Annotated in this window: 21 protein-coding genes; 16 read left to right on the plus strand and 5 right to left on the minus strand. The window is 66.4% G+C overall.

Going from position 1 to position 24361, the window contains the following annotated elements; all coding sequences use genetic code 11:
• Positions 1-6: 6 nt before the first annotated feature.
• Positions 7-546: a 5-formyltetrahydrofolate cyclo-ligase gene (locus ACSQ3S_RS03205; RefSeq protein ID WP_436144987.1), complete on the minus strand. Its 540-nt coding sequence runs from the start codon at positions 544-546 to the stop codon at positions 7-9.
• Positions 547-682: 136 nt separating this feature from the next.
• On the opposite strand from ACSQ3S_RS03205, the gene ACSQ3S_RS03210 reads away from it, so the two are divergent.
• The 11 genes from ACSQ3S_RS03210 to dsbD all read left to right on the plus strand — a co-directional run bounded on the left by ACSQ3S_RS03210 (position 683) and on the right by dsbD (position 12586).
• The gene (locus tag ACSQ3S_RS03210; protein WP_436141566.1) at positions 683-2620 is read left to right on the plus strand and encodes a transglycosylase SLT domain-containing protein; all 1938 of its coding nucleotides are present in this window, start codon (positions 683-685) and stop codon (positions 2618-2620) included.
• A 26-nt stretch (positions 2621-2646) separates the two neighbouring features.
• A complete protein-coding gene (locus tag ACSQ3S_RS03215; protein ID WP_176652944.1) occupies positions 2647-3363 on the plus strand; it encodes a glutathione S-transferase family protein in 717 nt (238 codons plus the stop codon).
• Positions 3364-3366: 3 nt separating this feature from the next.
• Entirely contained in the window at positions 3367-4620 is a 1254-nt protein-coding gene (locus ACSQ3S_RS03220; protein WP_436141567.1) for a multifunctional CCA addition/repair protein, read from the plus strand.
• A gap of 52 nt (positions 4621-4672) precedes the next feature.
• Complete coding sequence (locus ACSQ3S_RS03225) at positions 4673-5350, plus strand: GNAT family N-acetyltransferase (protein WP_176652942.1); 678 nt, start codon at positions 4673-4675, stop codon at positions 5348-5350.
• A 76-nt stretch (positions 5351-5426) separates the two neighbouring features.
• A complete protein-coding gene (gene mrtJ / locus ACSQ3S_RS03230) occupies positions 5427-5786 on the plus strand; it encodes a JDVT-CTERM system glutamic-type intramembrane protease MrtJ (RefSeq protein WP_353403931.1) in 360 nt (119 codons plus the stop codon).
• Positions 5787-5807: 21 nt separating this feature from the next.
• Positions 5808-7970 (plus strand): choice-of-anchor D domain-containing protein, encoded by a 2163-nt coding sequence (locus ACSQ3S_RS03235; RefSeq protein ID WP_436141568.1) that lies wholly within the window; start codon positions 5808-5810, stop codon positions 7968-7970.
• Complete coding sequence (locus tag ACSQ3S_RS03240; protein ID WP_413447374.1) at positions 7967-8461, plus strand: TlpA family protein disulfide reductase; 495 nt, start codon at positions 7967-7969, stop codon at positions 8459-8461. The genes ACSQ3S_RS03235 and ACSQ3S_RS03240 overlap by 4 nt, the downstream gene beginning before the upstream one ends.
• Complete coding sequence (locus tag ACSQ3S_RS03245) at positions 8458-8673, plus strand: DUF4266 domain-containing protein (protein ID WP_353403934.1); 216 nt, start codon at positions 8458-8460, stop codon at positions 8671-8673. Before ACSQ3S_RS03240 ends, ACSQ3S_RS03245 begins: the two co-directional genes overlap by 4 nt.
• A gap of 9 nt (positions 8674-8682) precedes the next feature.
• A complete protein-coding gene (locus ACSQ3S_RS03250) occupies positions 8683-9816 on the plus strand; it encodes a DUF3570 domain-containing protein (protein ID WP_436141569.1) in 1134 nt (377 codons plus the stop codon).
• Entirely contained in the window at positions 9810-10706 is an 897-nt protein-coding gene (locus ACSQ3S_RS03255) for an FAD:protein FMN transferase (protein ID WP_436141570.1), read from the plus strand. Before ACSQ3S_RS03250 ends, ACSQ3S_RS03255 begins: the two co-directional genes overlap by 7 nt.
• A 2-nt stretch (positions 10707-10708) precedes the next feature.
• Complete coding sequence (dsbD, locus tag ACSQ3S_RS03260; protein ID WP_436141571.1) at positions 10709-12586, plus strand: protein-disulfide reductase DsbD; 1878 nt, start codon at positions 10709-10711, stop codon at positions 12584-12586.
• Here the strand turns inward: dsbD and ACSQ3S_RS03265 are convergent.
• Positions 12583-13104, minus strand: coding sequence for an Lrp/AsnC family transcriptional regulator (locus ACSQ3S_RS03265; protein WP_176652932.1), 522 nt, complete (start codon positions 13102-13104; stop codon positions 12583-12585). The two genes, dsbD and ACSQ3S_RS03265, sit on opposite strands and share 4 nt — an antisense overlap.
• 125 nt (positions 13105-13229) lie before the next feature.
• Between ACSQ3S_RS03265 and hppD the strand changes: the two genes are divergently transcribed.
• Positions 13230-14348: a 4-hydroxyphenylpyruvate dioxygenase gene (hppD, locus tag ACSQ3S_RS03270; RefSeq protein WP_176652931.1), complete on the plus strand. Its 1119-nt coding sequence runs from the start codon at positions 13230-13232 to the stop codon at positions 14346-14348.
• A 115-nt stretch (positions 14349-14463) separates the two neighbouring features.
• Entirely contained in the window at positions 14464-18039 is a 3576-nt protein-coding gene (locus ACSQ3S_RS03275) for an indolepyruvate ferredoxin oxidoreductase family protein (protein ID WP_436141572.1), read from the plus strand.
• Between the two features lie 60 nt (positions 18040-18099).
• On the opposite strand, the gene ACSQ3S_RS03280 is transcribed toward ACSQ3S_RS03275, so the two are convergent.
• The 3 genes from ACSQ3S_RS03280 to ACSQ3S_RS03290 all read right to left on the minus strand — a co-directional run bounded on the left by ACSQ3S_RS03280 (position 18100) and on the right by ACSQ3S_RS03290 (position 22210).
• The gene (locus ACSQ3S_RS03280) at positions 18100-20733 is read right to left on the minus strand and encodes a molybdopterin-containing oxidoreductase family protein (RefSeq protein ID WP_436141573.1); all 2634 of its coding nucleotides are present in this window, start codon (positions 20731-20733) and stop codon (positions 18100-18102) included.
• Positions 20734-20735: 2 nt separating this feature from the next.
• On the minus strand, positions 20736-21467 hold the full coding sequence (locus tag ACSQ3S_RS03285) for a 4Fe-4S dicluster domain-containing protein (RefSeq protein ID WP_436141574.1): 732 nt from the start codon (positions 21465-21467) through the stop codon (positions 20736-20738).
• An 86-nt stretch (positions 21468-21553) separates the two neighbouring features.
• Positions 21554-22210, minus strand: a complete 657-nt coding sequence (locus tag ACSQ3S_RS03290; RefSeq protein WP_436141575.1) for a CGNR zinc finger domain-containing protein — start codon at positions 22208-22210, stop codon at positions 21554-21556.
• Positions 22211-22337: 127 nt separating this feature from the next.
• Here ACSQ3S_RS03290 and ACSQ3S_RS03295 point away from each other — a divergent pair, with 127 nt between their 5' ends.
• Genes ACSQ3S_RS03295 through ACSQ3S_RS03305 form a run of 3 tightly spaced genes read left to right on the plus strand, consistent with a single transcriptional unit; the run spans position 22338 to position 24357 of the window.
• Positions 22338-23192 (plus strand): alpha/beta fold hydrolase, encoded by an 855-nt coding sequence (locus ACSQ3S_RS03295; RefSeq protein ID WP_436141576.1) that lies wholly within the window; start codon positions 22338-22340, stop codon positions 23190-23192.
• Between the two features lie 14 nt (positions 23193-23206).
• Positions 23207-23590, plus strand: coding sequence for a nuclear transport factor 2 family protein (locus tag ACSQ3S_RS03300; RefSeq protein WP_436141577.1), 384 nt, complete (start codon positions 23207-23209; stop codon positions 23588-23590).
• Positions 23587-24357: an SDR family oxidoreductase gene (locus tag ACSQ3S_RS03305; RefSeq protein ID WP_436141578.1), complete on the plus strand. Its 771-nt coding sequence runs from the start codon at positions 23587-23589 to the stop codon at positions 24355-24357. The genes ACSQ3S_RS03300 and ACSQ3S_RS03305 overlap by 4 nt, the downstream gene beginning before the upstream one ends.
• The last annotated feature ends 4 nt before the right edge of the window (positions 24358-24361 follow it).

Below are 24361 nucleotides of genomic sequence, written 5' to 3' on the forward strand. Positions count from 1 at the left end.
GCGGGTTTATTCAGTCTCGGTCACGATGCGGTCCAGCGCCACGTCGTGGCCGTCGCTGTCGAACCGCACCTGCAGGCACCGGTAGGCGATGCCCACCGTCTGCGGGCGCGGCTCCCGCGCCAAGGTGCGGTCGTAAAACCCGCCGCCATACCCCAGCCGATAGCCTTGCGGATTAAAACCCAGGCAGGGCACCAGCAGCGCCGGCGGATACGCCGCCTGCAGCCGCAGATCGGCCGGCACCGCCACCCCCATCGCATCCTTGACCATCGTCTCGCCGATGCGCCATTCGGCAAACTCCAGCGCCGCATGTTTTTCCACCACCACCGGCAGCAGCAGCCTGGCGCCCAGGCGGGCCAGCTCGGCATAGGCCGCATGCAGGTCCGGCTCGTCGCGCAGCGGCCAGTAGACCCCCAGCGCGGCCGGCTGCGCGGCGCGCCACCACGCCACCACCTGCGCGCCGATCGCATGGTCCCACGCGGCCCGCGTGGCCGCGTCCAGCGCGCGCCGCGCGGCCAGCAGGCGCTTGCGCAAATCGGCCTTGGCCATGGTGGCCGGGGCTGGTGGTTCGGTCGCGCTGCGTGGTATTCTAGGGTCGCTGGTCATGGTTCAGATATTAAAGACTTTAGAGAGTTGCACATTGATTTCCGCTTCGAAATGGATTGCCGGCGCCGTCGCCGTGGTCATGACTGTGGCCCTCAGCGCTTTTGCCCATGCCGACGACCTTGGCGATGACGGCCGCAGGGCGGACGACTCCTTCCTGCTGCTGCGCGACGCGGTGCGCCAGGACGATGCCGCCAAGGCCGATTTCTACGCCGCCCGCCTGACCGATTATTCGATCCCATCCTATGTCGATTATTATCGGCTGAAACCGCGCCTGAAGGATGCTTCAGGCGCCGAAATCCGCGATTTCATGAAGCGCTACGAAGGCCAGGCCATCGTCGACCGCCTGCGCAACGACTGGCTGCTGGAGCTGGGCCGCAAGCGCGACTGGGCCACCTTCGACGAGCAGCTGCCGCTGTTCGTGCTGAACGACGACACCCAGGTCAAATGCTACGCGCTGCAGTCGCGCGCCCTCAAGGGGCAGAAGGTGGCCGGCGAGGCGCGCGAGCTGCTGACCGCGCCCAACGGCTACGGCGAACCGTGCGCCGGCCTGATCGCCACCTTGTACCAGGCCGGCCAGTTCGGCGTCGACGACCTGTATGCGCAGCTGCGCCTGTCCGGCGAATACAACGCCACCGGCCAGGCGCGCCGCATCGCCGCGCTGCTTGGCGGGAACGAGAAGAAGGCGGTGCAGGCGGTCGACCTGCCGGCCATCGCGCTGACCAAGGGCGCCGGCAGCGGCCGCACCGATCACGAGATCTACATCGTCGCCATCGGCCGCATGGCCAAGACCAGCAGCAGGCTGGCGGTGCTGGCGCTGGACAAGGCCGCGCCGAAAATGACGGCGCAGGAGCAGCAGGAAGCGTGGGCGGCGATCGCGCTGCAGTCGTCGTATTCGCTGTCGCCGGAGACCACCGAGTACTGGCGGAAATCGAACGGCGCCGCGCTGTCGATCGACCAGATCCAGTGGAAGACCCGCATCGCGCTGCGCAACGGCGACTGGCGGCAGGTGGAGAAGAACATCCGCGCCATGCCGTCGGCGCTGCGCAGCGATCCGGCCTGGGTGTACTGGCTGGGCCGCGCGCTGATGGCGCAGTCCAATGCCGGCCAGCCGACGGGAGAGGCGCTGCAGCTGTTCCACAGCATTGCCGACCAGTCCAACTTCTACGGCCAGCTGGCGCTGGAGGAAACCGGCAAGCTGGTGACGATCCCGCTGCCTGGCTTGCCGATCGGAGCAAACGAGATCGCTCCCATCGCCGCCAATCCGAACTTCCAGCGCGCGCTCAAGTTCTTCAGCATGCGGCTGCGCTTCGAAGGCACGCGCGAATGGAACTGGGGCCTGCGCGGCCTGAGCGAACGCGAACACCTGGCCACCGCCGAATTCGCGCGCCAGAACAATATCCTCGACCGCATGGTCAACACCTCGGACCGCACCCGCATCCAGGTCGACTACACGCAGCGCTTCCCGTCGCCGCACATCGACATCATGCATCCGACCACGCAGACGCTGGGCCTGGACAAGGCCTGGGTCTACGGCCTGATACGCCAGGAATCGCGCTTCATCATGGACGCGCAGTCGAACGTCGGCGCCTCGGGCCTGATGCAGGTGATGCCGTCCACCGGCCGCTGGGTCGCCAAGAAAATCGGCCTGGCCGACTTCGCGCAGAACATGCTGAGCGACGTGCGCACCAACATCCTGCTGGGGGCGAACTACCTCAACATGGTGCTGGGGAACATGGACGGCTCGCAGGTGCTGGCCACCGCCGCCTACAACGCCGGGCCGGGCCGCCTGCGCTCATGGCGCTCGACCCTGACCAAACCGATGGACAGCGCGGTCTTCATCGAATCGATCCCGTATGTCGAAACCCGCACCTACGTCAAGAACGTGATGTCGAACACGACCTACTACGCGGCGCTGTTTGAAGGGCGGCCGCAATCGCTGAAGGCGCGCCTGGGCAACGTCGCGCCGAAGGGCTACACCGAACAGGAACAGCAGGAATCGAGCTTCGGTTCGCGCTAAAGAACACCAACCACTACGGACGCATCATGCAGAGCACTCAACTTGATCCCAGCCTGTCGCAATCCCTGGCCGCCGCGCGCGAACCGGGCCTGACGCTCGTCATCGGCAACAAGAACTATTCGTCCTGGTCGATGCGGCCATGGGTGGCGATGACCGCCTTCGGCATACCGTTCCAGGAAGTGCGCGTGCTGCTGGACCAGCCCGACACCGCCAACCGCATCTGCGGCTACTCGGCCAGCGGCCGCGTGCCGGTGCTGCTGGCCGGCGAGATGACGATCTGGGACAGCCTGGCGATCTGCGAATACCTGGCCGAGCAATTCCAGGAACTGCACATGTGGCCGCAGGATGTGGCCGCGCGCGCGATGGCGCGCTCGATCTGCGCCGAGATGCACGGCGGCTTTTCCGACCTGCGCAACTCGATGTCGATGAATATCCGCGCCAGCTATCCGGGCAAGGGCCGCACCAACGGCACCCAGGCCGACATCGGCCGCATCAGCGAAATCTGGGAAGAATGCCTGTCGCGCTTCGGCCACCACCAGTTCCTGTTCGGCGACTTCTCGATCGCCGACGCCTACTACGCGCCGGTGGTGATGCGCTTTAAAACCTACGGCGTGGCGCTGGCGCCGGCGCTGGACGCCTACTGCCAGCGCGTGCAGGCCCATCCCGCCGTGGCCCGCTGGGTCGCCGAGGCGCTGGCCGAAACCGAAACGGCGCCCAGGCACGACGCCGAGATGCCGGATTAAGCGATGCAGATATATGTCGTCGGCGGCGCCGTTCGCGATGAGCTGCTTGGGCTGCCGGTCAAGGACCACGATCACGTCGTCGTCGGCGCCACGCCGGACGACATGCTGGCCAAGGGCTTTCGCCCGGTCGGCAAGGACTTCCCGGTGTTCCTGCATCCGGACACGCAGGAGGAATACGCGCTGGCCCGCACCGAGCGCAAGACGGCGCCCGGCTACAAGGGCTTCGTGTTCCATACTTCGCCCGACGTCACGCTGGAAGACGACCTGGTACGGCGCGACCTGACCATCAACGCCATCGCCCGCGCCGGCGACGGCACGCTGACCGACCCCTACGGCGGCCGGCGCGATATCGAGGCGCGCATCTTCCGCCACGTGTCCGACGCCTTTGCCGAAGACCCGGTGCGCATTTTGCGCGTGGCGCGTTTCGCCTCGCGCTTCAGCGATTTCCGCGTCGCCCCCGAAACCAACGCGCTGATGAAGCGGATGGTGGAGCAGGGCGAGGTCGACGCGCTGGTGCCGGAGCGCGTGTGGCAGGAACTGGCGCGCGGCCTGATGGAAGCCAGGCCGTCGCGCATGCTGGAGGTGCTGCGCGACTGCGGCGCGCTGGCGCGCATCCTGCCGGAGCTGGACGTGCTGTGGGGTGTGCCGCAGCCGGAGAAATGGCATCCCGAGATCGACACCGGCCTGCACATGCTGCAGGTGATCGATTGCGCGGCGGAGGCGGGGCTGGAGCTGCCGACGCGCTTCGCCTGCCTGATGCACGACCTGGGCAAGGGCGTCACGCCGTCCGGAAGCTGGCCGGCCCACCATGGCCACGAGGGCATGGGCGTCAAGCTGGTCGAGCAGGTGTGCAAGCGCCTGAAGGTGCCGACCGAGTGCCGCGACCTGGCCGTGATGACGGCGCGCGAGCACGGCAACGTCGGCCGCGCCCTGCAGCTGCGCGCCAACACCATCGTCAAGCTGCTCGAGCGCTGCGACGCCTTCCGCAAGCCCGCGCGCTTTGTGCAGATGCTGCTGGCGACCGAGTGCGACTCGCGCGGCCGCATCGGCCCGCAGGCCAGCTATCGCGACGCGCCGTTTCCGCAGAAGGCGTGGCTGGAGAACGCCATGGCGGCGGCGCGCGGCGTCAACGCCGGCGAGATCGCCCAGGCCAGCGCCGCGGCGCCGCAGCGCATCCCCGAACTGGTGCACAACGCCCGGGTCAGCGCCGTGAAGGCGGCGCTGCCGGCCTCCGACGCTCCCGGCACGGACGGATAAAGAAGGGTACAATTGATCGTATGTTGCACTGCACCATAATTATTTGGCAAGTATGAACTCGATCGATCTGTTCCAAAATCCGCTGCGCCGCTGGGGCAAGCACAAAGACGACAAGCGTCGTCCGACGGTGCTCGTCAAGGAGCTGCACGAGCGCGACCGGCGGCGCATGGTCAAGCACTTCCTCGGCCTGGAGAGCGGCGACCGCCTGCTGCGCTTCGGCACCGTGCTGCCGGACGAGCAGGTCGAGAACTACGTCAACCGCATCGATTTCTCGCGCGACATGGTGTTCGGCGTGTACAACCGCATGTTCAAGCTGGTGGCGGTGGGCCACCTGGCGTTCGCGCCGCGCGATGAATCCAGGAGCGCCGTCACCGAGAAGGAGCGGGTGGCGGAGTTCGGGGTGTCGGTCAGCAAATCGGCGCGCGGCATGGGCATCGGCTCCAGGCTGTTCGAGCGCGCCGCCATCCACTGCCGCAACAACGACGTCGACACGCTGTATATGCACTGCCTGTCGTCCAACAAGACGATGATGCACATCGCCAAAAAGGCCGGGATGGAAATCCATCGCGACCACGGCGAGGCCGATGCCTATCTCAAACTGCCGCCGGCCAATCCGGCCAGCATGCTGCAGGAAGCGCTGGACGAGCAGTTCGCCACGCTGGACTACACCCTCAAAGCCAACAAGCGCATCGCCGCCAAGTGGTTCGACCGCCTTACCGGTCGCAAATAAATCTCCTGCCGCTAGAACCTTTGCCGCCGGACCGGGAATGAACGGTCCGACAAGATACGTAATCGGCGGCAAATCCATGACCTTGATCTCACACTTATGCAGCGCGCAGCTGCAGGCCCCGGACTTTGGCGCCTGTGTGCGCCTGCTGTTGCTGGCGCCTGCGCTGGAGGAGTGCGTGGTGCGCGCCGGCCTGCAGGAATGGATGATGCGGCAGGTGGCGGATGGCGGCATGCACGTTCCGCAAGCCGCGCCGGTGCTGGCGTCGACGGCGGTTTTCGGCCTGCTGCACCTGGGCGCCGGCTGGCAGCAGGCGCTGGCGGTGCTGGCGCCGGGCCTGGCGCTGGCGCTGTTGTACCAACGCACCCGCAGCTGGCACTGGTGCGCGCTGGTCCATAGCGGCATGAATGCCTTTGCGATCTCTGTCTGCGGCTTATAGATCAATCTTCAGGAGAACGGCATGGCATGGGGTATTCGAATACGGTGGGCGGCGGTGCTGCTGGCGATGGTGGCCACCCTGGCGGGTCTGTCGGGGCAGGCCATGGCGGCCGATGCCTTGAACGGCAAGAGTCTTTATCTGAACGGACCGGTTTCCGGCGGCGCCAGCTGCGCATCCTGCCACGGCGCCTCGCCGGCCAGTAACGTCAACGGCATACTGGCGGCGGCCAACCAGCCTTCGGTCATCTCCAACGCCTTCGCCGCCAACGTGGGCGGCATGGGCAGCCTGTTCAACGGCAAATTCAGCGCGGCGGAACTGGCCGACCTGGCGGCCTTCATCGGCAATCCGAACGTGGTGGCCGCACCGGCGGCTTCGCTGGCTCCGTCCAGCCTGACCTTCAGCGGCACCGGCATCGGCCAGACCGCCGGCCCGCTGGCGGCCACCCTGAGCAACACCGGCAACGCCGCGCTCAATATCGGCACCATCGCCATCGGTGGCGCCGCGGCGGGCGACTTCCTGCTGGCAGGCGGCAGCTGCGCCAACGGCGCGGCCATCGCGGCAGGCGGCAGCTGCACCGTGCAGGCCAGCTTCAAGCCGACCGCCGCAGGCGCGCGCGCGGCTTCGCTGACCATCACCCACAACGCCGCCGGCGGCAGCAGCAGCGTCGCCCTCAGCGGCACCGGCAACAGCACGCCGCAGGCGACCATCGCGCTGTCGGCCGCCAGCGTCAATTTCGGCACGCTGCTGACCGGGTCGCCGTCGACGGTGTCGACTGTCACGGTCAGCAACAGCGGCCAGGCCGCGCTGACGTTCTCCTCCATCGCGCTGGGCGGCGCCAACGCCGGCATCATCACGCTTGGCGGCTCTTGCGCCGTCGGCGCGCCGGCAGCCTTGCCTGCGGGCGCCAGCTGCACGGTGACGCTGCAGGCATTGCCGGTGACGGCCGGTGCCTTCACCGCCAGCCTGACGCTGGCCTCCAATGCCTCGAATGGCAATGCCACGCTGGGCGTGTCCGGCAGCGCCACGACGCCGGCGCCGGCGCTGACCGCGACGCCATCGGCAATTGCCTTCGGCGCGCAGACCATAGGCGCCGCGGCGGCGACCCAAACGGTCACGCTGGCCAATACCGGCAACGTCGCCATCGGCTTCACCAAGATCGGGCTGACCGGCAATGCCGGCTTCAATCTCGGCGCCGGCGATTGCGGCGTCAGCCTTGCCGTGGGCGCCAGCTGCGCGGTGCCGGTGCGCTTCGCGCCGACGGCCGAAGGCGCCGCCAGCGGCGCGCTGGCGGTGACTTCCAATGCGCCGGCGCTGCAAGTGGGCATCAGCGGCACCGGCACCAAACAGGCGACCGGCACGCCGGCGCTGTCCGAAACCGGCCCGGTGGCCTTCGCCGATACGCAAGTCGGCAGCAGCGCAGCCGTCCACACGACCACGCTGAGCAACAGCGGCAGCGCCGCGCTGACCATATCGACGTTGACTCTGGGCGGCAACCAGCCGGGCGACTTCGTCGTCGGCGGCACTTGCGCGGCCAATGGCGCGGTCGCGCCGGGCGCCAGCTGCACCGTCACCACGGCGTTCAAGCCGGTTGCAGCGGGTACGCGCAGCGCGGATCTGCTGCTGGTGACCGACAGCGGCGCCCAGTTCCACCTGGCGCTGAACGGCAGCGGTGTCGCCGTCGCCGGCGGCACACCGTCGCTGACCATCGCTCCGCAAAGCTTTGACTTCGGCGCGGTGGTCATAGGCGGCACGGCGCCGACGCGGCGCTTTACGCTGACCAACAGCGGCGCCGCCGCGCTCACGCTGGCCGGCGCCGCCTACACCGGCCCGTTCGCCGCCGTGTCCGACAGCACCGGCTGCGCAGCCTTCCCGCTGACGCTGGCGCCGGGCGCGTCCTGCGACCTGCTGGTGCGTTACACTCCGCTCAATGCAGGCACCAGCAGCGGCAGCGTGGCGATCCAGTCGAACGTTGCCGGCAGCAGCTGGACCATCGCGCTGAACGGCCAAGGCACCGCCGCCGCACCCAGCGGCACACCGTCGAATCGCGGCGGAGGCGGCTGCTCGATGGCGGCCGACGTTACCGATCCCATGATGGTCGTGCTGGTGGTGGTGGCGCTGGTCGTCATCGGCTGGCGCCGCCGCCGGCCTTTGGTCAAACAGAAAAATCACTGGAGCCTGAAATGAACACAAAATCAATCGCATTGCTGTTTGCCGCGGCGCTGGCTGCTTCCTCTTCCTTCGCGCTGGACAAGGGCGCTGCCGCACCGCAGTTCGACCTGCAGGGCATGGAGGGCGCGGTGAAGCTGGCCAAGCTGCAGGGCAAGCTGGTGTACGTGGACTTCTGGGCCTCGTGGTGCGGACCGTGCCGCCAGTCTTTCCCCTGGATGAACGAGATGCAGGCGAAGTATGGCGCCAAGGGCCTGCAGATCGTCGGCATCAACCTCGACGCCAACAGCGCCGACGCGCGCCAGTTCCTGGCGACGACACCGGCGCGCTTCAGCATCGTCTTCGATCCGCAGGGCGCAACCCCGCGCAACTACGGCATCAAGGGCATGCCGAGCAGCGTGTTGATCGGCCCTGACGGCAAGGTGCTGCTGGAGCACTCGGGTTTCCGCGAAGCCGACCGTGCCGACCTTGAAGCAAAAATCCAGACCGCGCTGGGAGCCGTCAAATGAAGGCGATACTGTTGATCGTCCTGGCGGCCGGCCTGTCCGGCTGCGCCTCGCTCGGCAATGTGCAGCCGTGGGAAAAGGGCACGCTGGCGCGTTCCGAAATGACCTTCGGCGACAGCCACCTGTTCAACCGCTTCGACGAGCATATCTACACCAGCCGCGAGGCGTCCGCCGGCGGCGCCGGTGTGGGCGGCGGCGGCTGTGGCTGCAATTAAGGGAACACCATGACTGAAAAAGATTCCAACCACAGCCTGGCCGCCTCCATCATGGTGGCCGCGCTGATGCTGCCCGGCGTGCAGGCGCACGCCGAGACGCCGCCGGCCAACGGCAGCATCTCGCTGGGTTACCTGGACTACAAGGACAGCCAGTCCGGGCTGGACCGGATCAGCGTGCATTCGCCGTCGGTGGCGATCGTGGCGCCGGTCGCCGGCGTGTGGAGCATCGGTGCATCGCTGGTGTCGGACGACGTGTCGGGCGCCTCGCCGCGGTATCACACGGCCATCTCCGGCGCGTCGCACATGCAGGACCACCGCACGGCCGGCGATGCCTCCGTCACCCGCTACTTCGAGCGTGGCAGCGTGACCGTGGGCGCGGCCTACTCTACCGAGCATGATTATGTGTCGCGCGCCTTGTCGCTGCAGGGCAGCTACGAAAGCGAGAACAAGAACACCACCTGGACCGTCGGTGTCGGCCATGCCGACGACCGCATCGATCCGGTCAACCGTATCGTCAGCAACGAAAAGAAGCGCACCACCAATGTGCTGCTGGGCGTCACCCAGGTGCTGACGACGAACGATATCGCCCAGCTGACGCTGACGCACAGCGCGGGGGAAGGATATTTCTCCGATCCGTACAAGTCGCTGGACAACCGTCCGCGCAGCCGCGACGAGAGCACCTTGCTGGCGCGCTGGAATCATCATCTGGCGTCGACCGGCGGCACCAGCAGGCTGTCGTACCGCTACTATCGCGACAGCTTCGGCGTGCGCGGGCATACGCTGGGCGAGGAGTATGTGCAGCCGCTGTCGGACGGCTGGACCGTGACGCCGGAAGTACGCCTGTACACGCAGAGCGCGGCCAGCTTCTATTATGATCCGGTCTACGATACGCGTCTCGGCGCGCCGTTCCCGCCGGGGTATAACGGCAGCGGCTACATGTCCGCCGACCAGCGCCTGTCCGGCTTCGGCGCGGTGACGCTGGCGCTCAAGGTCAGCAAGCAGCTGGACAAACTGTGGTCGGTCGACGTCAAGGTGTCGGCCTACCAGCAGCGCGGCAGCTGGCGCCTGTTCCATGAAGGCAGCCCGGGACTGGACGCGTTCCGCGCGCAGACGATACAGATAGGGATCAACCGGCAATGGTAGAGGCGATACACCGCACCACGTTTGACGCAATGGCGAGCCGCTGCGAGCTGCGCATCGGCGCACCCGATGCACAGGCGGCCGAGCGCCTGGCGCAGCAGGCCATTGCCGAGGTGCGGCGTATCGAAACCAAGTATTCGCGCTATCGGCCGGACAGCATCGTCTCGCGCATCAACGCGGCGGCGGGCGGCGAGGCGGTGCATTGCGACGACGAGACCATGTCGCTGATGAACTACGCGGCGGCCTTGCACGGCGCCAGCGACGGGCTGTTCGACATCACCTCCGGCGTGCTGCGGCGGGCCTGGGATTTTCGCCAGCCGAAAGTGCCGGCGGCCCGGGTGCTGCAGCCTTTGCTGGCGCTGGTCGGCTGGTCCAAGGTGGAGTGCGGCGGACAGGACGTGCGTCTGCGGCAGGCCGGCATGGAAATCGATTTCGGCGGCTTCGGCAAGGAGTATGCGGCGGACCGCGCGGCGGCGTTGCTGGCCGATGCCGGCGTCAGGCACGGCTACGTGAACCTCGGCGGCGACATGCGCTTCATCGGGCCCGACCTGGATGGACGCCCGTGGAGCATCGGCATCCAGGACCCGCGCGATCCAGATGGCGTGATCGCCAGCATCCCGATCAGCAGCGGCGCGCTAGCGACCAGCGGCGACTACGAGCGTTTCTTCGAGATCGACGGGCGGCGCTATTGCCACATCCTCGACCCGCGCGACGGCATGCCGGTGTGCTACTGGCGCTCGGTCAGCGTGCTGGCGCCGATGGCGATTGCGGCCGGCAGCTGTTCGACCATCACGATGTTGAAGCAGCGGGATGGAGTGGATTTTTTGAATGCGTCTGAAATGGGGTATCTGGCTGTGGACGACCAGGGGCAGATGCTGTTCAAGGATATTTGATCATGGTGGATTTTATGAGCATGCGGAATTTAAGAGTACGGCTGTTGGCGCTGTTGGTGGCCTTGTTCGCGTTGATGGCCGGCGCGGCGAGGGCGGACGATTTCCTGGAGCCGGACCAGGCATTCCAGCTGAAGGGTGAGCTGGTCGACGCGCACACGGTGCGGTTGACGTGGGCGATCGCCAGGGGGTATCACCTGTACCGGGACCGTTTGAGCTTCAAGTCGGCCGGGTCCGAGGTGAGCGCGCCGGCGCTGCCCGCGGGGCTGCGCAAGTTCGACACCAACTTCAACCAGGAGATGGAGACTTACCAGGACAGCCTGGTGGTCAACCTGCCGGTCGCGGCGAAGGCGGCGTTCACGCTGCAAGTCGGCTATCAGGGCTGCGCGGATGCGGGGTTGTGCTATTCGCCGGCGACGCAGAGTTATCGTGTGGACCCGGCGGCGCCGGGCGCGCTGACGGCGGTCGATGCGCCGGCCGCCGCTTCATCGCCGGCGGCGCCGGCAGCGGCACAGGCAACGACACCAGCAGCGACACCGGCACCGGTATCGGCACCCGCCGCCGGCGCGGCCGCGCCCGAGGACGACAGCTCGCTGGCGCAGCGCACACTGCAAAGCGGCAGCGCCTGGCGCATCGGCCTGGCCTTCCTGGTGTTCGGCCTGCTGCTGTCGTTCACGCCATGCGTGCTGCCGATGGTGCCCATTCTCTCCTCGATCATCGTCGGCGAGGGCACGGTATCGCGCGGCCGCGGTTTCTCGCTGGCGCTGGCTTATTGCCTCGGCATGGCGCTGGTCTACACCTCGCTCGGCGTGGGCGCCGGCCTTGCCGGCGAAGGCCTGGCCGGAGCGCTGCAAAAGCCGTGGGTGCTGCTGACCTTTGGCGCGCTGCTGGTCGGCCTGGCGCTGTCGATGTTCGACGTTTACCAGTTGCAGCTGCCGAGCGCCCTGCAGAGCCGCCTGAGCGAAACCAGCGGCAGCATGGGCGGCGGACGCTTCGCCGGCGTGTTCGTGATGGGCGCGTTATCGGCGCTGATCGTCGGCCCGTGCGTGGCCGGCCCGCTGGCCGGCGCGCTGCTCTACATCAGCCAGACGCGCAACGTCTGGACCGGCGGCTGGGCGCTGTTCTCGATGGCGGTCGGCATGAGCGTGCCGCTGCTGCTGACGGGGATCTCGGCCGGCAGCCTGCTGCCGCGCGCCGGCGCCTGGATGAACGGCGTTAAAAAGATCTTCGGCCTGCTGCTGATCGCCGTCGCCATCTGGATGGTCACGCCGGTGTTCCCGGTCACGGTGGCGATGGCGCTGTGGGGGCTGTTCGCGCTGCTGTGCGCGATGTTCCTGCACGTGTTCGAAGCGATACCGAAAGGCGCCGGCCTGCGCACCTATGCCGGCAAGACGCTGGGCCTGGCCGCGCTGCTGGTCGGCCTGTTCGAGCTGACCGGCGCCGCCAGCGCCGGCCGCGACGTGCTGCAGCCGCTGGGCCACCTGGGCCTGGCCCGTTCGGAAAGCCCGGCGTCGGGCACCGAGGGCGAGATCAAATTCAGCCGCATCAAGACGGTGGCCGAGCTGGATCAGGTGCTGGCCACCAGCACCACGCCGGTGATGCTGGACTTCTACGCCGACTGGTGCGTGTCGTGCAAGGAGATGGAGCGCTTCACGTTCTCGCAGCCGGCCGTCAGCGGCAAGCTGAAACAGGTACGCCTGATCCAGGTCGACGTCACCGCCAACAGCGCCGACGACAAGGCGCTGATGAAGCGCTTCGGCCTGTTCGGCCCTCCGGGCATCATCCTGTTCAACGGCGGCAAGGAAATTCCCAACAGCCGCATCATCGGCTTCCTGGCGGCCGATCCCTTCCTGCAGCACCTGGGCCGCCATCTCACTTCTTAAACCAGCGGCAGCGCCGTGGTGTCCTTGATGCGTTGCAGGGCGAACGAGGATTTCACGTCCAGCACGGCGGGGTGGCGCAGCAGCGTCGCCATCATGAAGCGCGAGAAGTGGTCCATGTCCTCGACGTGCACCCGCAGCAGGTAGTCCATCTCGCCGGTCATCGCGTAGCAGGCCACCACTTCCGGCCACTGCTCCACCGACACCGCGAAATCGGCGCGCGGCGACGCCGGCGCGTTGGCCGCGCCCAGCGCGCGCGCGTTGCTGTGCGCCGCCGCGTCGCTGTGCTTCTCCAGCCGCACGTTGACATAGGCCAGCAGCCCCAGGCCGATCTTGTCCGGGTCCAGCAATGCCACGTACTGGCGGATCACGCCGGCCTCTTCCAGCCGCTTGATGCGGCGCAGGCAAGGCGACGGCGACAAGGCCACCAACTCCGCCACATCCTGGTTCGACAGCCGCCCATCGGCCTGTAATATTGACAAAATCTTACGGTCGGTTTTGTCCAGCGCAATCTTGGTCATAAATGCCTCATAAATTCCCGGTTCAGGCAATATTATTGCTCAAAATGGCCGTCCGTGGGAATTGTTTGCAATTTAATGCTGGTGAAGCGGGACTATACTGTGCGCTAATTCATAAGGAGACTCGCATGCAATTTACGCCTTGGGACAACCCGATGGGTACCGATGGTTTTGAGTTTGTCGAATACGCCGCGCCGGACCCAAAAGCGTTGGGTGCGCTGTTCGAGAAAATGGGTTTTACCGCGATCGCCCGCCACCGCCATAAGGATGTGACCCTGTATCGCCAGGGCGGCATCAACTTCATCATCAACGCCGAGCAGGACTCCTTCGCCCAGCGCTTCGCCCGCCATCACGGCCCGTCCGTCTGCGCCATCGCGATCCGCGTGCAGGATTCCGCCGCCGCCTACAAGCGCGCGCTGGACATGGGCGCCTGGGGCTTCGACAACAAGACCGGCCCGATGGAGCTGAACATCCCCGCCATCAAGGGCGTGGGCGATTCGCTGATCTACCTGGTCGACCGCTGGCACGGCAAGAACGGCGGCGAGAAGGGCTCGATCGGCGACATCAGCATCTACGACGTCGACTTCGTCGCCATCCCCGGCGCGGAAGCCAATCCGGTCGGCCACGGCCTGACCTACATCGACCACCTGACCAACAACGTCCATCGCGGCCGCATGAAGGAATGGGCGGACTTCTACGAGAAGATGTTCAACTTCCGCGAAGTGCGCTATTTCGACATCGAAGGCAAGCTGACCGGCCTGAAGTCGAAGGCCATGACTTCGCCGTGCGGCAAGGTGCGCATCCCGATCAACGAATCGTCGGACGACAAGTCGCAGATCGCCGAATACCTGGACGAATACCACGGCGAAGGCATCCAGCACATCGCGCTGGGCACCGACGACATCTATTCGTCGGTCGAAGGCATGAAGGGCACCGGCATCGCCTTCCAGGACACCATCGAGACCTACTACGAGCTGGTTAACCGCCGCCTGCCGAACCACGGCGAGCGCCTGGAAGACCTGCGCCGCCTGCGCATCCTGATCGACGGCCACAGCAGCGAGAACGAACGCGAACTGCTGCTGCAGATCTTCAGCCAGAACGTCATCGGTCCGATCTTCTTCGAGATCATCCAGCGCAAGGGCGACCAGGGCTTCGGCGAGGGCAACTTCCGCGCGTTGTTCGAATCCATCGAACTGGACCAGATCAAGCGCGGCGTGTTGCAGGATCCAAGCAAGACGCCAGCATAAGGAATATAGTTTAGAAAACCGCCGCCAACACCGCAAAGAACGGTGCGGCGGCCAGTGCGCGGCAGAGCCTATCCGGCCCTGTCGCGCGTAGCACTTTGAGAATATTGGAGACGCAATGAACGCACCTCATAAGGGTACGCAGCTGGAGCCGGGCACACCCTCGGACGAAATTTCCCTGGACGACAAGTGGACGCTGGAACGCGGCCGCGCCTTCATGACCGGCACGCAGGCGCTGATCCGCCTGCCGATGATGCAGCGCGAGCGCGACGTCAAGGCCGGCCTGAACACCGCCGGCTACATCACCGGCTATCGCGGCTCGCCGGTCACCAGCGTCGACATGACGGCCATGAAGGCCAAGAAGTATCTCGACGCGCACCACGTCAAGTTCCATCCCGGGATGAACGAGGACCTGGCCGCGACCGCCGTCTGGGGCACGCAGCAAACCAATCTGTTCAAGGACGCCAAATACGACGGCGTCTTCTCCATGTGGTACGGCAAGGGCCCCGGCGTCGACCGCTGCGGCGACGTGTTCAAGCACGCCAACAACGCCGGCTCCGCCAAGCACGGCGGCGTGCTGGTATTGGCCGGCGACGACCACGCCGCCAAGTCCTCGTCCACCGCGCACCAGTCGGACCACATCCTCAACGCCTGCGGCATTCCGGTGCTGTACCCGTCGTCGGTGCAGGAATACATCGACTACGGCCTGCACGCCTGGGCCATGAGCCGCTACACCGGCCTGTGGGTGTCGATGAAGTGCGTGACCGACATCATCGAATCCGGCGCGGTGGTGGACTTCGACCCGGACCGCGTGCAGATCAACCTGCCGACCGACTTCGAGCTGCCGGCCGGCGGCCTGAATATCCGCTGGCCGGACACCGTGCTCGATATGGAAGTGCGGATGAACAGCTACAAGTGGTACGCCGCGCTGGCCTACTGCCGCGCGAACAAGCTCAATAAAATCATCTGGGACAGCCCGAAGCCGAAGATCGGCATCATCACCGCCGGCAAATCCTACCTGGACACGCGCCAGGCGCTGGCCGACCTGGGCATCGACGAGCAGGCCGCCGCCGACATCGGCATCCGCCTGTACAAGATCGGCATGACCTGGCCGCTGGAAGCGGACGGCGTGCACGAATTCGCCAAGGGCCTGGACGAGATCCTGGTGGTGGAGGAAAAGCGCCAGATCCTCGAGTACGCGCTGAAGGAAGAACTGTACAACCTGCCGGACGGCGAACGCCCGCGCGTGGTCGGCAAGTTCGACGACACCGGCGAGTGGAGCAACAAGGGCAAGACCGGCCACGGCGACTGGCTGCTGCCGGCCACCTATGAACTGAACCCGGCGCAGATCGCCCGCGCCATCGCCTCGCGCATCGCCCACTACTGCGCCGGCCATCCGGTGGCCAAGCGGGTGCAGGAGCGCGTCGCCTTCCTCGAGGCGAAAGAGCTGGCGCTGAAGACGCTGCCGACCAAGTCCAACCCGGACACCGACCGCACGCCGTACTTCTGCTCCGGCTGTCCGCACAACTCGTCGACCAAGGTGCCGGAAGGCTCGCGCGCGCTGGCCGGCATCGGCTGCCACTACATGGTGCTGTGGATGGACCGCGAGACCTCGACCTTCACCCACATGGGCGCCGAGGGCGTCACCTGGGTAGGCCAGGCGCCGTTCACCAACGAGAAGCACGTGTTCACCAACCTGGGCGACGGCACCTACTTCCACTCCGGGATCCTGGCGATCCGCGCGGCGGTGGCGGCCAAGGTCAACATCACCTACAAGATCCTGTTCAACGACGCGGTCGCGATGACCGGCGGCCAGACCTTCGACGGTCCGCTCGATCCGGGCATGATCTCGCGCCAGATCGCGGCCGAAGGCGTGGGTCCTATCATCGTCGTCACCGACGAGCCGGAAAAATACCCGTCCGACTACAAGTGGGCCGAAGGCGTCACCGTGCGCCACCGCAGCGAGTTGATGGACGTGCAGCGCGAGCTGCGCGACAAGCCGGGCGTGTCGGCGATGATCTACGACCAGACCTGCGCCTCCGAGAAGCGCCGCCGCCGGAAACGCAACGAGTATCCTGATCCGGCGAAACGCGCCGTCATCAACGAAGCCGTCTGCGAAGGCTGCGGCGACTGCTCCGTGCAGTCGAACTGCCTGTCGGTGGAGCCGCTGGAAACGGACCTGGGCCGCAAGCGCCAGATCAACCAGTCGTCCTGCAACAAGGACTTCTCGTGCACCACCGGTTTCTGCCCGAGCTTCGTGACGGTGGAAGGCGGCGCGCTGAAGAAGCCGAAGAAGGCCGCCGTCGGCGAAGGCCCGCAAGCGGTCCTGCCGATGCCGACGCTGCCGTCGACCGAGACGCCTTACGGCATCCTGATCACCGGCATCGGCGGCACCGGCGTGGTCACCGTCGGCCAGATCCTGGCCGTGGCGGCGCACGTCGAAGGCAAGGGCGCCATCGTGCTGGACATGAGCGGCCTGGCCCAGAAGGGCGGTCCGGTGATGTCGCACGTGCGCCTGGCCGACAAGCAGGCCGACCTGCACTCGACCCGCGTCGGCACCGGCAGCGCCGACCTGGTGATCGGCTGCGACCTGATCGTCACCGCCTCGCGCGACGCCTTGTCCCGCATGGGCGAGGGCCGTACGCATGCGATGATCAACTCGACCGGTTCGTCGACCGCAGCCTTCGTCAAGAATCCGGACTGGCAGTTCCCTGACGCCAGTTCGCGCGGCGAGATCGTGCGCGCCTGCGGCAACGAGCTGGTGGACTTCGTCGATGCCGGCCAGATCGCCACCGCGCTGATGGGCGACTCGATCGCCACCAATATGTTCATGCTGGGTTACGCCTTCCAGAAAGGCCATGTGCCGCTGAGCGAAGCGTCGATCGTCAAGGCGATCGAGCTGAACGGCGTGTCGGTGGGCTTCAACAAGTCCGCCTTCAACTGGGGCCGTACCGCCGCCCACGATCTGGGCTCGGTCACCAAGCTGACCACGCCCGCGAAAGTGATCGAGTTCAAGCGCATCCAGACGCTCGACGACATCGTCAGCCGGCGCGTCGAGCTGCTGACCGCCTACCAGGACGCGAATTATGCTAAACAGTATAAATCGTTTGTCGACCAGGTCCGCGCGGAAGAGGCCAGGCTGGGCAAGGGCACCCGCCTGAGCGAAGCCGTGGCGCGCTACTACTACAAGCTGATGGCGTACAAGGACGAGTATGAAGTCGCCCGCCTGTACACGGACGGCGCATTCCAGCAGAAGATCGCCGGCATGTTCGAAGGCGACATCAAGCTGAAGTTCCACCTGGCGCCGCCGCTGCTGGCCAAGCATGATTCCAAGGGCCAGCTGATCAAGCAGGAATTCGGTCCGTGGATGATGAAGGCGTTCGGCGTGCTGGCGAAATTCAAGGGCCTGCGCGGCAGCGCGCTGGATATCTTCGGCTACACGGCGGAGCGCAAGATGGAACGCGCGCTGATCGGCGAATACCGCCAGACCGTGTCGTCGCTGCTGCCGAAGCTGACGGCGGAGAACCTGGCGCAGGCGGTGGCCATCGCCAGCATCCCTGAAGACATCCGCGGCTACGGCCACGTCAAGGAGCGTCACTTCAAGGCGGCCAAGGCGAAGGAAGCCACGCTGCTGGCGGCCTTCGGCAAGCCGGCCACGCCGGCGCCGGCCGACAGCCACACGCACGCCGCGTAACACGCATCGCTGTCGACTGAAAACGGCCCCTCGCGGGGCCGTTTTCTTATCCGCCGCGCGTCACACCTTGCGCAGGGAACATACAGTGTCGAACCAGGCTTGCATGCCCACCAGCGGTTGCGGGTTAATCGGCAGCAAAGCGTTGATATTGACGCCGTTGCCGCGTCCGCCGTTTTTCTTGTCCCACCAGACTCCCGCATTGAGGTCGTCCGGCTCCGGCGCGGGGCCGAATGCCTTGGCCGCATCGGGAGCGATGCCATGCGCCGCCACCTCCACCCGTCGTCCGCTGCGCCCTTCGGCTGCGCGGCCGCCGCTGATCCAGCCCAGCGAGTTCGATACCGCCACCACGCGTGGATGGATGCCGCGCGTGACGAATACCCGCAGCTGGGCCGAGCCGATTTTTTCCCCTGTGCCGCGATAGGCCTGCTGCGCTGGCTGGCTGGCCGCCCCGGATCGCGGCCGGTAGGTCGTCAGCTCGACCAGGTCGCCGTTCTTCAGGCCGAGCTTTTTCGCGGTGGCCGCGTTGATCCACATCGGGTTGTCGTGCACGATCTCGCTCAGGTATTTCTGCGATGCGGTGCGGCCCTGGGTATGGACGTTCCACTTGAAGGTGGTGAGGATGAAGCGGTCCTTCGGCAAATCACGGTGCCACGGCACTTGCGCGAAGGTGGGCATGCCGTCGTCCGCAATGCCCAGCGTGCCGGCCACCAGCGCGACCTCCGGCGCATGCACTTCAAACTTGCGCGACGGCGTGGCGAACCCGCGCACCGCCTTGCCGCCGGCCGACAGTCCGATCGCGCTCTCCTTGCCCTTGTCCCCGGTGCGGTAGATCACGCCGCTGGCGGCGTCGACGCGGCTGCCGTCAAGCTGCTGGGCGCTCAGCGGCTTCTGGAACACATCGTAGGGCTTGGGCTGCGAACGGTCCACGTACACGCCGTAGTGCTTCATGTACTCGAAGCCGTCCTTGAACTGTCGTCCGTCCGGCCCGGTGGCGGGCAGTTTGGAGCACTGGACGCGCACGAAGTCTTCGTGGCTGCCGAACTGGAAGTATTTCGCCTGCTCGGGAGCGAGCCGGCGGCCGATCTCGAACAGCACGTCGGCGAAACTGCGCGCCTCGCCCGGCGGCGTCACGACCGGCTGGCGCAGCGTGACGAAATGCTGCAGCTCCATGTTGTTGCGGATGTCCATGCCCCAGCGTTCGAGGTAGCTGGCGTCCGGCAGGATCAGGTCGGCGTAATGGGCCATTTCGGAGTACACGACATCGGAGCAGGCGTGGAACGGGATCAGCTTCTCGTCGAGCAGCACCTCGACCGTGGTGCTGCGGCCTTCGGGCCAGGTCATCGGCGACGCCAGCGTGTAGCTGAGGTAGACGTCCAATTTGGCGCGCCCCTGGCGCAGATAATCGTACACTACCTGTCCGACCTTCATCTTCTGCCAGCGGTTGGCCAGCGGCCACTCGGGCGGATCCTCCAGATCGGTGCGGATCTTCGACGCCGGCGGCAGCGGCAGCGGTTGTGGATAGCGGCTGATCGACAGCTTTTCCTCCAGGCCGTAGCAGTAGCCGCCAGGCCGGGCGATCGAGCCGACCAGCGCATTGAGCATGATGACCGCCCGCTCCGCGTTGAAGCCGTTGTAGTGGGCGCCGGCGCCGCGGTTGGTGAAGGCCGCCACCGCCGGCCGCTTGCGCGCGAACTCCAGCGCCAGGCGCTCGATGTCGCGCGCCGCGATGCCCGACAGCCCCGCCGCCCACGCCGGCGTGCACGGCGCCAGCCAGTCGCGGATGGTGGCCAGTCCGGGCTGGACGAAGTTGGCGATGAACTCGTGATCGATCTCGTTCTCGCGCACGATCACGTGCGCCATCGCCAGCGCCACCGCACCGTCGGTGCCGGGAAACGGTTGATGCCATTCGTCGCTGCGGCCGGCGGTGTTGGACAGGCGCACGTCGAACGTCACCAGCTTGGCGCCGTGGTCGAAGCGGGCCTTGACCACCCGGCTCACCAGATGCAGGCCGCCTTGATGCGCCTCGTAGAAGTTGGCGCCGAAATTGAGGAAGTAGCGGCAACGCTCGGCGTCGATCGATTCCCAGTCGGTCTCGCCGAGCGAGACGTAGTTGGCCGCGCGCTTGTTGGACGAGCACAGCGCCCGGTGGTTCAGCTGGACCGGCGTGCCGATCGCGCTGAGGAAGCGGTTGATCTCGGCGTCGATGCGGGACCGGCCCTGGTGCAGCGCGACCCGTTCCGGATGGCCGCTGGCGATGCTGGCCTTGATGCGTTCGGCCACCTCGTTGTACGCCTGTTCCCAGCTGATGCGCTGCCAAAGGCCGGCGCCGCGCGCACCGGCGCGCTTGAGTGGGTAAAGCAGCCGTTCCGGATAGTCGTTGATGGTCGGTCCCGACTGCCCCTTGGCGCAGGTCATGTAGCTGCCCATGTTAGGATCGAGCGGATTGCCGCGGATCTTGATGACCTTGTTGTCCTGCACGAAGGCTTCGATGCCGCAGACGGTCGAGCAGTTCAGGCACACGCTGGTCGTGCGCCGGGCGGTGCGGTAGTCGTTCTTGACCTTGCGCCGGGCGCCGTCGGCCAGCGGCCGGTAGTTCAGCGCGCCGGCGGCGTTCGGCGTCAGCAGGATGGTCTCTCCCAGGCCCAGGCCGGCCATCGAGCCGATGCCGCTCCGGATAAATCCTCGACGGTCCATGTTCATACTCCCCGGGGTTTGCCGGCCGCCGGCGGCGCCGGCGAGAACGCCGGCTTCAGCTGGTCCCAGGTGTCGATCTCGTACGAGAACGGATCGTGGCTGCGGCCCTTGGGCACCTTGTGCTCCATCGCGCGCGGCACCACGCCGCCCAGGCCGCGGTACTGCACCAGCGGCCGGGTGTTTTCCTCCGGCTTGAGCGCCGCCACCTGCTGGCGGTGTACGGCGTGGAACTGGTTGATCTTGCTGGCCGGATCGTTCAAGTCGCCAAACGCGAACACGTCGGCCGGGCACGCTTCGACGCAGGCCGGCGCCATGTCGGCCGCCAGCCGGTGCGAACAGAAGTCGCACTTGTCGGCCACTTCGGCGACCGGATCGATGTGGATGGCGCCGTAGGGGCAGGCCTTGATGCAGTCGCGGCTGCGGTCGCAGGCGGCGTCGTCGATGCGGACGATCCCGTCGGCGCCGCGCGCGATCGCATCGTTTGGACACGCCTTGAGGCAGGGCGCGTCCTCGCACTGCATGCACAGCGTCGGCAGGAAGGCGCGCCGGGTTGTCGGCTGATGGTTGTAGGGATTGACCGCGGCGTAATCGTAGTAGTACACCTTGGTGCGGAAGTGGCCGAGCGAGACCGAGTTCTCCACCTTGCACGCCACCGAACAGGCATGGCAGCCGATGCAGCGCTCAAGGTCGATCGCCATGCCCCATTTGGGGCCGGCCGCGATGGGTGTGGTCATCAGACTCTCCTTGAGAAACTTGAAAAATGCCGGGCCGTGCCAAGCGTCTCAGAAGATTAGACCACAAAAAAGACCCCGCGCAGTTCTTATGCGGCTTGCTGTTTCATGCGGGCGCGATACGCCGCCTGCTTGGCGCGGTTGCCGCAGATCGCCATGCTGCACCAGCGGCGCGCGTGGCCCTGGGTGCGGTCGTGGAACAGCAGCGTGCAGGTGGCCGACTCGCACTTTTTCACTTGCGTGAAATCGGCGGAGCAGACCAGGTCCGCCATCGCATCGGCGATCGGCGCCAGCAGCGTCGCCGGTGAGCGCCACCGGCGCATCGTCGTCCTGGCCAGGCCGGACACCGGTTCGTCTGCCGTCTCGCCGCCGGACGGCGCATCTTCGCGTATGCCGATGAGGCGATAGGTCTCGTCCTTCTCCAGCAAGGCGTTCAGCGGCGCCAGTTCCAGCAGCGCGCTTTTGGCCAGCATGCCGCCCTTGTGGCGGTACACAAACTCGCGAAACCATTCGCGCAACTCGCGCGCCTGCGAGGCCACCCGATCCAGTTCGGCCGGCGCGGCATTGGCGCGCATCCACGCCGCCGTCTCTGGCGGCAGCAAGCGCGCCTGCTCCAGCCACGACAGCAAATCTTCTCCGTTCGCCAGCCATTCGACCTGCTTGCCGGTGGGCTTGGCGACTGAATTCAAAAAATCGAGACCAGGCGCATCGGCCAGGAACATGGCGGCAGGGCGGGTGTTCGTCATTCCAGTTTTCCCAAAGTGCGTTCTATGGCTCAAATATAACCTGATAAAAAGCGATTGACAAGTTACTTTTGGCGATAGTAACCTGTATTTAGTATTTTAATGGGTTACTAAATTTAAGGAGCCAACCATGAATCCAGTCCACAACCGCACCGTCGACATCGACGGCCTGAACGTTTTTTATCGCGAAGCCGGTCCGGCCGATGCGCCCGCCATTCTTCTGCTGCACGGCTTCCCCAGCTCCAGCCACATGTTCCGCGATCTGATTCCGCTGTTGTCGCCGCACTTCCGCGTGGTGGCGCCGGACCTGCCGGGTTTCGGCCGCACGGACCTGCCGGGCCGCGACGCCTTCCACTACACCTTCGACGCGCTGGCCGGCGTGATCGACCGCTTTACCGAAAAAGTGGGACTGACGCGTTTTGCGATGTACGTGTTCGACTACGGCGCGCCGGTCGGCTGGCGCCTGGCGATGAAACATCCGGAGCGGATCGGCGCCATCATTTCGCAGAACGGCAACGCCTATGAGGAGGGACTGAGTGCAGGCTGGAATCCGATTCAGGCGTACTGGCGCGACCCCAGCGCGGAGAACCGCAACGCCCTGCGCGCCATGCTGACGCCGCAGACCACCGTGTTCCAGTACACCCACGGGGTGGCCGATCCATCGCTTGTTTCGCCGGACGGCATGGCGCTCGATGACCACTACCTGGCCCGCCCAGGAGCGGACGAGGTGCAGCTGGACCTGTTCCTGGACTATGCAAGCAATGTCGCGCTGTATCCCGCCTTCCACGATTACCTGCGCGCGCACCAGCCGGCCCTGCTGGCGGTATGGGGCAAGAACGATCCGTTCTTCCTGCCGGCCGGCGCCCAGGCGTTTGCGCGCGATGTGCCCAATGTCGATATCCGCTTCTTCGACACCGGCCACTTCGCGCTGGAGACCCATGCCGGCGAGATCGGCGCCGCGATCATCGAATTCCTGACCAAATAAACGGAGGCCACACCATGAAAGACAATATTGAAATCATTCGCGACTTTTATGCGGCGCTGGCGGCTGAACAGGCGCCGCGCGCGCTGGCCCTGATGGCCGACGACATCGAGTGGACCACGATGTGGCAATACAAGGCGGAAGGGCGCGGCCCGCAAAAAGTCGCCGAAGGCGTGCTGATGCCGATGATGAAGGAGTGGCGCGAGGTGGCTTTCGTGCCGACCGAATTCATCGCGCAGGGCGCCGCCGTGGTGTCGCTGGGCGTGTTCAACGGCGTGCACGGCGCCACCGGGAAAAGCGCCGAGGCGCGCTACGCCCACGCATGGACGGTGGTCGATGGCCGCATCGCCAGCTTCCGCCAGTACATCGACACGCTGGCCGTCGCCGAGGCGTGCGCATGAGCGCCGCCACCGTGATCGTCACCGGCGCCAGCCGGGGCATAGGACGGGCCGCGGCGATACGCCTGGCGCGCGACTTCGCGCAGGTGGCGATCGTCGCCCGCAGCGCCGAGTCGCTGGCGGAAACGGCGGCGCGCATCCGCGAGGCCGGCGCGGAAGCGCTGGTGTTGAGCGGGGATCTGCGCGAACCGGAGGCCGCGCGGCGCGTCGTCGCCCGCACGCTGGAGCGTTTCGGTCGCGTCGACGCGCTGGTCAACGTGGCCGGGGCGGTGGCGCCGGCCGACCTGTTCTCGATGAGCGACGAGGAATGGGACGACGGACTGGCGCTGAAACTCCACGGCGCGCGCCGCCTCACCATCGCGGCGTGGGACGCGCTGAAGCAGTCGCGCGGCGCGGTGGTGCTGACCTCCGGCGCCACGGCGCTGGCGCCCAAAGCGGCAATGGCCGCGGTGGGCACCGTCAATGCCGCGGTCAACGCGCTGGCCAAGGCATTTTCCGAGCGCGGCGTCGTCGACGGCGTGCAGGTCAACAGCGTGCTTCCGGGGCCGGTGCTCACCGACAGGCGCCGGGCGATGCTGGTCAAATACGCGCAAGCGCGCGGCCTGACGATGGAAGACGGCATGCTGCGCTACGCCGCCGAGGCGGGCATCAGCCGTCTCGGGCAGCCGGAAGAAGTGGGGGATTTGATCGCCTTCCTGGTATCGCCGGCCGCCCGCTGGATGACCGGCGCCGCGGTGCGGATGGACGGCGGCGAGGTCGGCTCGGTGTGAGCCG

This window comes from Duganella sp. LjRoot269, from assembly GCF_964254095.1.
Lineage (GTDB): Bacteria > Pseudomonadota > Gammaproteobacteria > Burkholderiales > Burkholderiaceae_D > Rugamonas > Rugamonas hordei.